Source organism: Pseudomonas sp. 210_17 TE3656, assembly GCF_054821965.1.
The window spans coordinates 4,310,831-4,324,926 of the sequence record NZ_JBTRBC010000001.1; the positions used below are offsets into that span (position 1 = coordinate 4,310,831).

Here is a 14,096-nt window from a genome sequence, read left to right on the forward strand (position 1 = left end):
TCAGCAATGCTCCGGGGCCAGGTCCAGTAACGCGGCACGGCTACGTTGAAGAAAGTCTGCTTTGCTCTCACCGTCTTCGAGCTGCAGCGGTGCACCGAAGCTCGTAGTGCAGAGCAACGGCAACGGCAGCACACGGCCCTTGGGCATGACCCGATTGAGGTTGGCGATCCACACCGGCACCAGTTGCACCTGTGGGTAGGCTGTGGCCAGGTGAAAGATTCCGCTTTTGAACGGCAGCAAGCCGTCTTCCTGATTGCGCGTGCCTTCGGGGAAAATGATCAGTGAGTCGCCCGCCTGCAGGGCATCGAGCATCGGTTGCAGGGGATTGGCCTGTGGGTCGTGGCGCTCGCGATCGATCAGCACGCCATTGAAGACTTGATTGATCACGTAGCGGCGCAGGGCGCCGGTTTGCCAGTAGTCGGCCCCCGCCACTGGTCGCGTGGCTTTACGCAAGGCTGGCGGCAGCGAGGCCCATAACAGCACAAAGTCGCCATGGCTGCTGTGATTGGCAAAGTAGATGCGCTGTACAGGCTCGGGCCCGCAGCCCAGCCACAGGCTGCGGGCACCGGTGATTGAGCGTGCGGCTGAGGTGATGAGGTGCGCGACCAAAGGTTCGAGCATGTGGATTCCTTATCCTTAAATGGTCCACCACGGGCTAGCCAGCAGCCCGCCGAGGGTCAGAAGAAGTTGTGCGCCGAGCACCATCGCCTGGCGGCGCAGCAGGGTCAATGCACTGCGACTGCGTTCCGGCCACGGCCGATCGCCGCGTTTGGCAGCTTGCAGGCCCAATCCGGCCAAGGCCTGATCCAGTGCCTGGGTGCGGTCGCTCAGTGTGGACGGGCTGTCGGCCATGCGTTGAAACAGATCGGCATCGAAGGCTACCCTGAATGCCCAATACTTTTGCACCGCGCCCAGTAGCAACAGCGCGCAGCCAATCGTCAACACCCAGGGGTTGTAGATGCCCTGCCACCACGGGGCGAGGCCGAGCGCTACGCCCAGCAACGCCAGACCGGTGGAGAACTGATCCAGGCTATGTCCGCGGCGTAGCAGGCTGGCCACGCAGTAAAGTTGCATGTCAGTGCTCATTCAGTCCTCTCAGGTTTTTACTCAGTGGCGCCAGGGCCTGACGGTGAGTGGCGTGCAGGACGATGCGTGGGCGTGCTTGTTGAAGCATCGCGATGGCCGCCTCAACGCTGGTGGCGCGGCCACTGTGCAATAGCCAGGCGGCAATAGCCGTTGCACTGCGCGAGTAGCCCAAGGCGCAGCACACCAGTACCGGGCCTTGTTGATGCAGGCGCTCCAGTGCCTGGGCCAGTTCAAGGCACTGTGCGGTGGTCGGCACGCTCAGGTCGAGCACCGGCACGCTGTAATAGGCCCGTGTGCCAGGGGCCAGGGGTAATTCTGCGCAGACATCGAGTACCGCCTTGAATGAGCTGTACCGCAGCTCTGTGCCTGTGGGGATGCGTCCAAGCCAGACGCCGTCAACGATCTGATCGGGCTGCGGGTGCTTGCGGGTCCACAGCCGCGAATTGATCCAGGCGGCCGCCAGGTACGGCGCCAACAACCAGTGTGCAGCACTGCTCAAATGGCCATCCGGCGCTTTTTGAAAGCCGCTGGCACCGAACAACGCATAGTTCAGCGCCACCAGCAGCAGTGCCGCTGCTGGCCAGAACAGCCACAATCCGCCGCCGCCCAGAGCGAAGGCCGCCAGGGCAAACAGCCCGGCACCGAGCGCGTAGCGCAGTGCCAGGCGCCAGCGTTGGTGGTCTCGTGTCAGTTGCATGGATTGCAGCATGCCTGGACGGTCCAGTGGCCACAGCCACACACATAACCACCCGGCCAGGGCGCCGGTGGGCACATCGATGAAGTGATGCTGGTAGGTGGTCAGTACCGAAACCCCGATCAAGGCAAACCAGCCGTGCACCAGCCAGCGCCACAGGCCCCGGCAATGCTCGGCGTAGCACACCCACAACACCACCAGCAGGGCGATGTGCAATGAGGGGGCCTGGTTGAACGGCTTGTCGAAACCGGCAAGAACGGCGAACAGCCAGCCGAACACACCGTCCAGCTCGGGGCGCTCGAAAGTAAAGCGCAAAGGCCAGAGCAAGAAACAACTGACGGCAATCAGCTGTGCAGTGAGCAGACGCAGGGCATGACGCTTAAGGGCCTGGCGGCTGCGCGGCAGCAACAGGGAAAAGCCGTACAGCAGATCGATGGACCAGTAGGGCACGATGGTCCACGGCCAGAACGGCATATGCTGTTCCCAGGCAAACACCAGGCTGCCGACATCATCGCGCTGGGAGGTGACCCAGGTGGCGAAGCCGTACGTGCTGAAAAACAACGGCGCCAGTAGCAACAGCCAGAGCACGGCGGGTTTCAGCAGGCCAGGCTCGCGTGCGGTCAGCGGGGCGGCGGCGCTCAGGCTCATCATTGCACCCGCTGGGCGAGCGAGACGCTGAAAATCCCCCATTGGTCGATGCGCTGGGTCACTTTGCGAAAGCCGGCCGCCTCCACCAACTGGTCCATCTCGGCCTGGCTGCGGCGGCGCATCACCCAGGCCTGGCCTGCGCGGTGGCTGGTCAGGGCGCGGGCGATCAGCTCCAGCTGCGGGTGCCAGGGTTGCCCGGTGTAGACCAGATAACCGCCAGGTTCGATGGCATCGGCCAGCCCGGCCAGGGAGCGGCCGACCATCTGATTGTCGGCAAACAGTTCATAGAGCCCGGAGACCACCGCCAGGCTCGGCTTTGGCGACAGCGCAGCCAGGTCCTGGCCGTCGAATGCATCGCCTTTGACGAATCGGGCGATGTCGCCAAGGCCTTTTTCAGCGATCAGCGCGCTGCCATCGCGCACGTTGATGTCGCTGTAGTCACGCAGCAGGATCGACTCCGGCAACGGGCTCATGCCTTGCACGGCCTCAAGGATATAGCGCCCATGGCCTGCCGCGATGTCGACGATGCGCACGGGCTGCTGCTGGTCGCGCAACCCGGTGATTGCCAGACGCAACAGCTCTTCGACGTGCAGCTTGCGTTGGCGGATGCCTCGCCAGCCGATGGAGTCGAGGTAATTGCGATCGATCAACCGGCCAATCGGCGAAAGCCCGGTGGCGCGGTTGCGGTACACGTAATCGAGGGTACTGCCCGAGTCGAAACCGGTGTCGAAGCCCAGCTTTACGCCGGCCGACAGTTTGCTACCCAGGCCGAGGCTGGCGCGGGTCATGCGCCAATACAGGTCGCGCAGGGAGTTGCGTGGCAGCGCGGTGGCCAGCGACTCGGCCTCGGCACAGGTGGCGCCGAGGCGGTCGGCATCCAGCAGTGACGGGCGGTTCAAGGGGTTGGCGAAATTCTGCAGGATAAAGCGACGCATGCGGGCGATGACCGGGGCGCGATCTTTTTCCCCCAGGGTGTCGTGGAAGAACCCCGGCAGAATGTGTTTTTCCTTGTGCACGCTGCCCAGGCGCTCGAAAAACTGCTCCTGGGGTTTGCGATGCACCACGAAGTCGGCGCCGGAGATCAGCAACTGGGTCGGTACCCCGATCGCCTGGGCATCGGCGACCACGCGTTCGCCGGCTTCGTAGAGGCCCAGGAGCACATTGACCGAAATGCTTTTAGTGATCAAAGGGTCCTGGTCGTAGGACGCTACGCGCTGCGGATCGTGAGTGAGAAAGCGCGCCTTGACGTAGCTGTCGACGAAAAAGTTGCCGCGCAGTTTACGCAGCAAGGCCAGCCCCGGCCGGGCCAGGGGCACGTAAAGTTTGACTTTGAACGCCGGAGACGCGAGCACCAGTGCGCGGATACGCGGGGCATAGTCGTGAACCCAGGTGGCAACGATTACCGCGCCTACGCTTTGGGCAATCACGGCGATGTTTTCTTCGGCGATGCCATGGGCCTGGGCCAGGTGCTCGCAGAAGGTCTGCACGTCCCGGGCGCTGGTGGCAAAGCTTGGGCTGTCGCCGCGGGCACCGGGTGACTGGCCGTGGCCACGGGCATCCCAGGCGAAGAAGTCGGTGTCTGCCAGGTCCAGTTCATCCACCAGGTGGGCAATGCGCCCGGAGTGTTCGTGACCCCGATGAAACAGCAGTACGGCCTTGCGCGGCTCGCCCGGCATGGCGTTGCTGGCTGGCCAGTGGCGATAGAACAGCGCTACGCCGTCATGGGTGATGAAGGTCTGATCCTGAGCTTCGCGCATTGCAACTTCCTTATGCTGATGGGGCGTTTTCCTTTACTTCTTTGAGTCCCTGGCGCACCCGGTTGATCAGGGTATACACCAACAACCCGGCAATCACCGCGAACACTGCGTTGATCCAGACGGCGCTGAGCCAACCCAGGGCGATCGCAATGGCCAAGGCGCCGAGCACGAAGGCGCGGTCGCTTTTGCCCATTGGGCCGTCATAGCGGCGTGAGGCGCCGACCATTGGCCCGAGCACGCCAGTGTACTCGCTGAACACCGCCAATAGCGCAACCAGCACCACAGCAAACGCGCTGACGCCAGGAACCAGTGCGAAAGGCAGGATCAGCGCACTGTCGGCAACGATGTCGCACAGTTCGTTGAGGTAGGCCCCCAGGTGCGACTGCTGGCCGAACTCTCTGGCCAGCATACCGTCAATGGCGTTGAGGGCCATGCGCAGGATCATCCATAACGGAATCAGGATGAACAGCCAGGCATGTTGCGCAAACAGGGCGATCAGGCAGCCAAGCAGCACCGAGCAGGCACCCGCCAGCAAGGTGATCTGATTGGCGGTGACGCTGCGCGCATGCAGGCGCTTTACCAGCGGTCGCAGGAGGTTCTGGAAGGCAGGTTTGAGTTGGTAGATGGACACCATCGGAGCAGGTCTCGACCGGGCAGGGAACAGGTTTAGGTCAGGATGGCGCCGGGCAAAGGCGCGGAGCGCCATCAGTGGCTGCAGCGTTATGCAGAAGCAACTGTAGAGGAAATCCCGGCAGTGCTACAGGTTACGACGCAGGCGGGGCCCGCGTAGCCCGAAGACTACGCGGGTGAGTGAGGCGATGTTTCAGTTCTTGAAGCTGGAATGCTTGTGTCCTTGGTCACAGAAGGCAAACACCACCACCAGCACTGCGGCCACCGCCAGGATCACCGCCACACCATCGGTGGAGTGGGTCGCGGAGCTGGCCACCAGGGCCAGGCCACCCAGTGGTGCCAGGCCACCGGCGACGGCCGTACCGATCTCGCGGCCGGTACCGAAGCCCGAGGAACGGGTCTGGGTCGGGAACTGGCGGCTGAGGAACGAGCCCTGAGGGGCGAACATCATCGGTGCGAGGATGCCGGTACCGATGGCGATCGCCAGGTAGATCATCGTCGGCTCGCCGGTGTTGAGCAGGGCCAGGAACGGATAGGCGAACAGCACCGAGAAAACCCCGCCGAGCATCAGCACGGTCTTGCTGCTCCACTTGTCGCACAGCCAGCCGAAGAACGGCACGGCGATAATCGCCACCAGGCTGGCGATGGTCACCGACAGCGAAGTGACATGCGCTTCAACGCCTTTGTACTGGGTCAGGTAGGCCAGGGAGAAGGTCTTGAAGATGTAGCTCAGGGCGTTGTAGCCGATGGCGACGAAGAACACCACGGCCAGACCCTTGAGGTCGTTTTTGAACAGCAGCTTGAGTGGCGATACCTGCGCTTTGCGCTGAGTTTTGTCGAGCTCTTTGAAGTCCGGGGTTTCCGGAATGCTTCTGCGTACCCACAGGCCGACGGCGACCAGCACGATGCTGCAGATGAACGGGATGCGCCAGCCACCGGAGAGCAGGAACTCGTTGCCGTTCATGGTCAACAGGTACACGGTCAGCGACGACAGCAGCAGGCCCAGGTTGAGTCCCAGTGCCGGCCAGGCGCCCTGGCTGCCGCGCTTGCCTTCACTGGCGTGCTCGTAGGAGGTGACCGCTGCGGCGGAGAGCTCGGCGCCGGCCCCCAGCCCCTGAATCACCCGGACCAGAACGAGGATGATCGGCGCCCAGATGCCGATCGAGGCATAGCTGGGGATCAGGCCGATCAGGGTGGTGCAGACACCCATCAGGCAGAAGGTGATGACCAGTACCTGCTTGCGTCCGAAACGGTCACCCAGGTAACCGAAGAGGATGCCGCCGAAGGGCCGGGCGATAAAGCCAATGGCAAAGGTGGAAAAGGCCAGCAGCGAGGCCACGGCTGGATTGCTCGGGTCGAAAAACACCTTGGAGAAGACAATCGCCGCCATGGTGGCGTACAGGTAGAAGTCATACCACTCCAGCATCGAGCCGAAGATGGTGGCCGCCGCGACCTTGCGCAGGCGCTTTTTGTTTTGTTCCGGGGTTTCTGTCGCGGCCGCAGCCGTCTCGTGTACCGACATCTGAGGTTTCCTTTTGTCTTTGTAGTTATGGTGTTCAGCAGGGTTTCAGCGGGTCTTGAAGATCCTGTCGGCGATCATCTGGCCGATCGGGATCGCCGAGGTGGCGGCCGGCGACGGGGCATTGCAGACATGCACCATGCGCGGCGTCTCGGCGAACAGGAAGTCGTGGACCAGGGTGCCGTCGCGCATCACCGCCTGGGCGCGGATCCCGGCTTCATAGGGCAGCAGGTCTTCGATGTTCAGCGATGGGCAGTACTTGCGGCATTGCTCCAGGTAGCCGCCCTTGAACAGCGAGTTCTTCATTTCGGTGGTGCCCGAGCCGAGGTTGGCCCAGATGGTTTTCCAGAAGCCGGGGAAGCGTGCGTATTCGGCAACGTCGCGCCAGTTCACCGAGAACTTCTTGTAGTTCTCCCGGCCCAGACCCAGGACGGCGTTGGGACCGACGGTGACGCTGCCGTCGATCATTCGCGTCAGGTGCACGCCGAGAAACGGCAGTTCCGGGTCGGGGATCGGGTAGATCAGGTGGTTGACGATGTCGTTCTTGCTGGCCGGCAGGCGGAAGTATTCACCGCGGAAAGGAATGATCTGGTGGTCGATCTTGACCCCGGCCATTGCCGCCAGGCGATCCGACTGCAGACCGGCACAGGCCACCAGCTGACGGGCTTGCCAGGCCTTGTCATCACTGCTGATGGTGACGCTGTCGCCGCTCTCGACGATCGCGCGCACGGTGGTCGACAAGTGCACTTCGCCGCCTGCGGCCTGGATCACCCGGGCCATGGCCTGGCACACCTGCTTGTAATCGACAATGCCGGTGGCATCGAGAAACAGCCCGCCGAGGCCGACGATGTTCGGCTCGCGGCGTTGCAGTTCAGTGGCGTCGAGACGTTCGACTTTCAGACCATTTTGCTGTGAACGCTCGTACAGGGCCTGCATGCGCTGGACTTCCAGCGGGGTAGAGGCCACCAGCAGTTTGCCGCAGACATCGAACTTGATCTTGTGCTCGGTGCAGAACGCCTTGGTTGCCTCGGCGCCGCGCTTGCACAGATCGGCCTTGAGGCTGCCCGGGGCGTAGTAGATCCCCGCATGGATGACGCCACTGTTGTGACCGGTCTGGTGCCTGGCCAGGCTCGCTTCCTTTTCCAGGATCAGCAGCGAAGCGCCTGGCTGGCGTTCGAGGAGCGCCATGGCGGTGGCGAGGCCAACGATGCCGCCGCCGATGATGCAGTAGTCGTAAATCATGCAGGTGTCACCTTGGCTTGTTCTTGTCAGAGAGTCTGCTTATCAGGTTGTCAGACTAAGTCGGTCAAACAAAAGGGCGCTTTGCACCAGCGCCCGCTATTCATGGCAGTTCTAGGGTTCAATCGATGCTTGGCAATTCCAGTTTCAGACGTTTGGCCGAGGCGCGCAGGTGGGCTTCGGCGCAGGCAGCCGCCGCATGACGGTCGCCGTCGGCGATGGCCTGGTACAGCGCTTGGTGCTCGCGGTTGGCATCCGCCGAACCACCCACCGAGTGGGCGGCCGAGTTTTCCCAGGCGGTTTTGCGGGCGGCGGCCAGTTGGCCACGAAGAAAGTCGTGGAAGGCCACGAAGTAATCGTTTTTGCTGGCGTCGGCGATGGCACGGTGAAACTCGACGTCAGCGGCTGCCGCTGCGGCAAAGTCGCTGCGCTTGTCGAGCATCTCCTGCAGGGCCTTGTTCATCCGCGCAAGGTCGGCAGCATCGCGGCGCTGGGCGGCGACCGAGGCCGCCTGGGTTTCGATCCACAGGCGCACTTCGAACATCTGCACCAGGTCAGGGCGTCGACCCTGGCCGGAAGGGAAGCGGAACACCGTGCCGGTTGGGGTTTGCGAAATGTACGAACCCAGGCCGCGACGGGCGATCAATACACCATCGGCCTTGAGCTGGGCCACCGCCTCGCGCACTACCGAGCGGCTGACGTTCAGCTGTTCGGCCAGTTGCTGTTCGGTGGGCAGGCGCGATTCGGCCGCCAGGCGCCCGGAATCGATCTCTGCACGGATGGCACCGACGACGCGTTCAACCAGCGTATCGGGGCGCTGAAGCTCAAGCATGGGGTATTGCTCATTAATCAGGTTGTCAGACAATGCCTTCGAGAGGGTTTCTTGTCAAGAAACCGCAGTCGCGATTACAGCTCGCTGATGTAGGTTCCAGTGCCCTTGAGGATGTTCTGCAAGGTCTCTTCAACCTCGGCCAGGTCGGTGCCGTCGCTGCTCAGGGTGATTTCCAGGTGATCATCGCCACCGAGGGCGTCGGCATCCAGAGGTGCAACCTCGATCAGCAATCGGGTTTTGCCCAGGGTGACCTTCAAACCTTCGACCGGGGCGTAATGGTCGTCGAGGGTGATGTCCACACGGTCTTCGTCCGGATAGCGGGTCATGAGGAACATCCGGCCCTTGTCGCTGTGGCAGCACAAGGTGGCCATGTTGTCTTCTTCATCATCGCAAGGGGTGGCGAAGAGCAGGGCGGTGGTCAGTTGCATGAGTGGCTCGATAAATAAGTTGAAACACGATTCTGCCAGTCTTCGGCCCCCGGATAAACGTGGACCTGCACCTCAATGACCGAATATGTCGCAGCACCGCAAGCAGGGGCGGGCGGGCACTCGTTAAGCTGCGCTGTCGATGGTCACCCGTAAAGACACAGCTCTGCCTGGAGCAGTCGTTTTTGCAGATGCCCATCCGTGGAGCAGGTGCATGTGACTTGTGAGTCATGATTTACACCTGTTCTGATGGTTTTTCCGTCCTCCTGCTACGGGTTGGCTATCGTTGATCCGTAGATGGCGGACGCGCGCGACGCTTCACTCCATAACAAAGCCCAGCGGAGTACCACAGATGGCGTTTTTCACCGCAGCCAGCAAAGCCGACTTCCAGCACCAACTGCAAGCGGCCCTGGCGCAGCACATCAGCGAACAGGCACTGCCACAAGTGGCGATGTTCGCCGAACAGTTCTTCGGCATCATTTCTCTAGACGAACTCACCCAGCGCCGCCTGTCGGACCTGGCCGGTTGCACCCTGTCGGCCTGGCGCATCATCGAACGCTTCGACCCAGCCCACCCTCAGGTTCACGTCTACAACCCCGATTATGAGCGTCATGGCTGGCAGTCGACCCACACCGCGGTCGAAGTCCTGCACCATGACCTGCCTTTTCTGGTCGACTCGGTACGCACCGAGCTCAACCGCCGCGGCTACAGCATCCATACCCTGCAGACCACCGTACTGAGCGTGCGTCGCGGGGCCAAGGGCGAGCTGCTGGAAGTCCTGCCCAAGGGCACTCAGGGCGAGGGCGTTTCACAAGAGTCGCTGATGTACCTGGAGATCGACCGCTGCGCCAACGCCGCCGAACTCAACGTGCTGAGCCGCGAGCTGGAGCAGGTGCTGGCTGAGGTGCGCGTTGCGGTGGCCGATTTCGAACCGATGAAAGCCAAGCTGCGGGAACTGCTGGCGCTGGTCGAGCAAACCGCCTATGCCCCGGCCCAGGCCGAGAAGGCCGAGGTCAAGGACTTTCTGGAATGGCTGGTGGGCAACCACTTCACCTTCCTCGGCTATGAAGAATTCGTGGTCCGCGCCGATGCCCAGGGTGGTCAACTGGCGTATGACGAGCAGTCGTTCCTCGGCCTGACCCGCCTGTTGCGCGCTGGCCTCACCGCCGAAGACCTGCGTATCGAAGACTACGCGGTCAACTACCTCAACGAGCCGCTGCTGCTGTCCTTCGCCAAGGCCGCTTACCCGAGCCGTGTGCACCGTCCGGCCTACCCGGATTACGTCTCTATCCGCCAGCTGGATGCCGACGGCAAGGTCATCAAGGAATGCCGCTTCATGGGCCTGTACACCTCTTCGGTGTATGGCGAGAGCGTGCGCAACATCCCCTATATTCGTGGCAAGGTCGCCGAAGTCGAGCGCCGCTCCGGTTTCGACCCTAAAGCCCACCTGGGCAAGGAACTGGCGCAGGTCCTGGAAGTCCTGCCGCGCGATGATCTGTTCCAGACGCCGGTGGATGAGATGTTCAGCACCGTCATGTCGATCGTGCAGATTCAGGAGCGCAACAAGATCCGCGTGTTCCTGCGCAAGGATCCGTACGGTCGCTTCTGCTACTGCCTGGCCTATGTGCCGCGCGATATCTACTCCACCGAAGTGCGGCAGAAGATCCAGCAAGTACTGATGGATCGCCTGAAGGCCAGCGACTGCGAGTTCTGGACCTTCTTCTCCGAGTCGGTGCTGGCGCGTGTGCAGCTGATCCTGCGCGTCGATCCGAAAAACCGCATCGACATCGACCCGCAACAGCTGGAAAACGAAGTCATCCAGGCCTGCCGTTCGTGGCAGGACGACTACGCCAGCCTGACCGTCGAAAGCTTCGGCGAAGCCCAGGGCACCAACGTTCTGGCCGACTTCCCGAAAGGTTTCCCGGCCGGCTACCGCGAGCGCTTCGCCGCCCATTCGGCGGTGGTCGACATGCAGCACCTGCTGACCCTGTCCGAGCGCAAGCCGCTGGTGATGAGTTTCTACCAGCCGCTGACCCAGCTCGGTGAGCGCCAGCTGCACTGCAAGCTGTACCACGCCGATACCCCGCTGGCACTGTCGGACGTGCTGCCGATTCTGGAAAACCTCGGCCTGCGTGTGCTCGGCGAGTTCCCGTATCACCTGCGTCACGCCAGTGGCCGCGAGTTCTGGATTCACGACTTCGCCTTCACCTACAGCGAAGGCCTGGACCTGGATATCCAGCAACTTAACGACACCCTGCAGGACGCCTTTGTCCACATCGTCAAGGGCGATGCGGAAAACGACGCCTTCAACCGCCTGGTACTGACCGCCGGCCTGCCGTGGCGCGACGTCGCGCTGCTGCGTGCCTATGCCCGCTACCTCAAGCAGATCCGCCTGGGCTTCGACCTGGGTTACATCGCCAGCACCCTGAACAACCACACCGACATCGCCCGCGAGTTGACCCGGTTGTTCAAGACCCGTTTCTACCTGGCGCGCAAGCTCACCAGCGAAGACCTGGACGACAAGCAGCAACGTCTGGAACAGGCCATCCTGACAGCGCTGGACGACGTCCAGGTGCTCAACGAAGACCGTATCCTGCGTCGCTACCTGGACCTGATCAAGGCCACCCTGCGTACCAACTTCTACCAGACTGACGCCCACGGCCAGGTCAAGTCGTACTTCAGCTTCAAGTTCAATCCCAAACTGATCCCCGAGCTGCCCAAGCCGGTACCGAAGTTCGAGATTTTCGTTTACTCGCCGCGCGTCGAAGGTGTGCACCTGCGCTTCGGCAACGTCGCCCGTGGTGGTTTGCGCTGGTCGGACCGTGAGGAAGACTTCCGTACCGAAGTGCTGGGCCTGGTAAAAGCCCAGCAGGTGAAGAACTCGGTGATCGTGCCGGTCGGGGCCAAGGGCGGCTTCCTGCCGCGCCGCCTGCCGCTGGGCGGTAGCCGTGACGATATCCAGGCTGAAGGCATCGCCTGCTACCGGATCTTCATTTCCGGGCTGCTGGATATCACCGACAACCTCAAGGACGGCGCCCTCGTGCCGCCGGCCAACGTCGTGCGTCACGACGATGATGACCCGTACCTGGTGGTGGCGGCCGACAAGGGCACTGCAACCTTCTCCGACATCGCCAACGGCATTGCCATCGATTACGGCTTCTGGCTCGGCGATGCCTTCGCTTCCGGTGGTTCGGCCGGTTACGACCACAAGAAAATGGGTATCACTGCCCGTGGCGCCTGGGTTGGCGTGCAGCGTCACTTCCGTGAGCGCGGCATCAACGTCCAGGAAGACCCGATCACCGTGGTCGGTGTCGGTGACATGGCCGGTGACGTGTTCGGCAACGGTTTGCTGATGTCCGAGAAGCTGCAACTGGTGGCTGCGTTCAACCACCTGCACATCTTCATCGACCCGAATCCGGAGCCAGCCAGCAGCTTTGCCGAGCGCAAACGTCTGTTCGATCTGCCGCGTTCGGCCTGGAGCGACTACGACACCAGCATCATGTCCGAAGGTGGCGGGATCTTCCCGCGCAGCGCGAAAAGCATTGCGATCAGCCCGCAGATGAAAGAGCGCTTCGCCATCGAAGCCGACAAGCTGACCCCGACCGAGCTGCTCAACGCCTTGCTCAAGGCGCCGGTTGATCTGCTGTGGAACGGCGGTATCGGTACCTACGTCAAGTCCAGCGAAGAAAGCCACGCCGATGTTGGCGACAAGGCCAACGACGCCCTGCGTGTCGACGGCAACGAGCTGCGCTGCAAAGTGGTGGGCGAGGGCGGTAACCTCGGCATGACCCAGCTGGGTCGGGTCGAGTTCGGCCTCAATGGTGGTGCCACCAACACCGACTTTATCGACAACGCTGGTGGCGTGGACTGCTCCGACCACGAGGTCAACATCAAGATCCTGCTCAACGAAGTGGTGCAGGCTGGCGACATGACCGAGAAGCAGCGTAACCAGCTGCTGGGCAGCATGACCGATGAAGTGGCCGGTCTGGTGCTGGGCAACAACTACAAGCAAACCCAGGCGCTGTCCCTGGCAGCTCGTCGGGCCAAGGAGCGCATCGCCGAATACAAACGGCTGATGGCCGACCTGGAAAGCCGTGGCAAGCTGGACCGGGCTATCGAGTTCCTGCCCACCGAAGAACAGCTGGCCGAGCGCCTGGCTGCCGGCCAGGGCCTGACCCGCGCCGAACTGTCGGTGCTGATCTCCTACAGCAAGATCGACCTCAAGGAACAGTTGCTCAAGTCGCTGGTACCGGATGACGACTACCTGACGCGCGACATGGAAACCGCGTTCCCACCGTCACTGGTGAGCAAGTTCGCCGAGGCCATGCGTCGCCATCGCCTGAAACGCGAAATCGTCAGCACCCAGATCGCCAACGATCTGGTCAACAACATGGGCATCACCTTCGTTCAGCGTCTGAAAGAGTCCACCGGCATGAGCCCGGCGAACGTTGCCGGTGCTTACGTGATCGTGCGGGATATCTTCCACCTGCCGCACTGGTTCCGTCAGATCGAGGCGCTGGACTACCAGGTGCCTGCGGAAATCCAGCTGACCCTGATGGACGAGCTGATGCGTCTGGGCCGTCGGGCGACCCGCTGGTTCCTACGTAGCCGTCGCAACGAGCAGGACGCCGGGCGTGATGTCGCGCACTTCGGGCCGAAGATCGCTGCGTTGGGTCTGAAGCTTGATGAACTGCTGGAAGGGCCGACCCGTGAGCGCTGGATGACTCGTTACCAGGGCTTCGTCGAAGCCGGTGTGCCGGAGCTGCTGGCGCGTATGGTTGCCGGTACCACGCACCTGTACACCCTGTTGCCGATTATCGAAGCGTCCGACGTCACCGGCCAGGATCCGGCTGAAGTGGCCAAGGCCTTCTTCGCGGTGGGCAGCGCGCTGGATCTGACTTGGTACCTGCAGGAAATCAGCAACCTGTCGGTGGAAAACAACTGGCAGGCCCTGGCCCGCGAGTCGTTCCGCGATGATATCGACCTGCAGCAGCGCGCGATCACCATCTCGGTCTTGCAGATGGCCGATGCGCCGCAAGACATGGATGCCCGCGTGACGCTGTGGCTGGATCAGCACCGCGTGATGGTCAACCGCTGGCGCGCCATGCTGGACGAGCTGCGTGCCGCAACCGGTACCGATTACGCCATGTACGCGGTAGCCAACCGTGAACTGGTGGATCTGGCCATGAGCGGGCAGGCGGCGGTGGTGCCGTCCTGAGTCTGAGCTGAAATGAAAAAGCCCCGGCATCTGCCGGGGCTTTTTTTT

Annotated in this window: 10 protein-coding genes; 1 reads left to right on the forward strand and 9 read right to left on the reverse strand. The window is 62.4% G+C overall.

The window, feature by feature from the left end; all coding sequences use genetic code 11:
• The 9 genes from ACVI9W_RS20240 to ACVI9W_RS20280 all read right to left on the reverse strand — a co-directional run bounded on the left by ACVI9W_RS20240 (position 1) and on the right by ACVI9W_RS20280 (position 8,833).
• Positions 1-621, reverse strand: coding sequence for a lysophospholipid acyltransferase family protein (locus tag ACVI9W_RS20240; RefSeq protein ID WP_461530965.1), 621 nt, complete (start codon positions 619-621; stop codon positions 1-3).
• Positions 622-636: 15 nt separating this feature from the next.
• Entirely contained in the window at positions 637-1,086 is a 450-nt protein-coding gene (locus tag ACVI9W_RS20245) for a hypothetical protein (RefSeq protein ID WP_157191783.1), read from the reverse strand.
• Complete coding sequence (locus tag ACVI9W_RS20250; RefSeq protein ID WP_461530966.1) at positions 1,076-2,428, reverse strand: phosphatase PAP2/dual specificity phosphatase family protein; 1,353 nt, start codon at positions 2,426-2,428, stop codon at positions 1,076-1,078. The genes ACVI9W_RS20245 and ACVI9W_RS20250 overlap by 11 nt, the downstream gene beginning before the upstream one ends.
• Complete coding sequence (locus ACVI9W_RS20255) at positions 2,428-4,185, reverse strand: bifunctional alpha/beta hydrolase/class I SAM-dependent methyltransferase (RefSeq protein ID WP_461530967.1); 1,758 nt, start codon at positions 4,183-4,185, stop codon at positions 2,428-2,430. Before ACVI9W_RS20255 ends, ACVI9W_RS20250 begins: the two co-directional genes overlap by 1 nt.
• A 10-nt stretch (positions 4,186-4,195) precedes the next feature.
• Positions 4,196-4,819, reverse strand: a complete 624-nt coding sequence (locus ACVI9W_RS20260; RefSeq protein WP_038608780.1) for a CDP-alcohol phosphatidyltransferase family protein — start codon at positions 4,817-4,819, stop codon at positions 4,196-4,198.
• A 189-nt stretch (positions 4,820-5,008) separates the two neighbouring features.
• The gene (locus ACVI9W_RS20265; RefSeq protein WP_461530968.1) at positions 5,009-6,337 is read right to left on the reverse strand and encodes an MFS transporter; all 1,329 of its coding nucleotides are present in this window, start codon (positions 6,335-6,337) and stop codon (positions 5,009-5,011) included.
• A 45-nt stretch (positions 6,338-6,382) separates the two neighbouring features.
• Positions 6,383-7,576 carry an L-2-hydroxyglutarate oxidase gene (lhgO, locus tag ACVI9W_RS20270; RefSeq protein ID WP_461530969.1) on the reverse strand — a complete coding sequence of 398 codons (1,194 nt, stop codon included), beginning with the start codon at positions 7,574-7,576 and terminating at the stop codon, positions 6,383-6,385.
• A 118-nt stretch (positions 7,577-7,694) separates the two neighbouring features.
• Positions 7,695-8,405 (reverse strand): FadR/GntR family transcriptional regulator, encoded by a 711-nt coding sequence (locus tag ACVI9W_RS20275; protein ID WP_157191789.1) that lies wholly within the window; start codon positions 8,403-8,405, stop codon positions 7,695-7,697.
• Positions 8,406-8,479: 74 nt separating this feature from the next.
• Positions 8,480-8,833: a hypothetical protein gene (locus tag ACVI9W_RS20280; RefSeq protein WP_157191790.1), complete on the reverse strand. Its 354-nt coding sequence runs from the start codon at positions 8,831-8,833 to the stop codon at positions 8,480-8,482.
• 349 nt (positions 8,834-9,182) lie between these two features.
• Here ACVI9W_RS20280 and ACVI9W_RS20285 point away from each other — a divergent pair, with 349 nt between their 5' ends.
• On the forward strand, positions 9,183-14,048 hold the full coding sequence (locus tag ACVI9W_RS20285) for an NAD-glutamate dehydrogenase (RefSeq protein WP_461530970.1): 4,866 nt from the start codon (positions 9,183-9,185) through the stop codon (positions 14,046-14,048).
• The last annotated feature ends 48 nt before the right edge of the window (positions 14,049-14,096 follow it).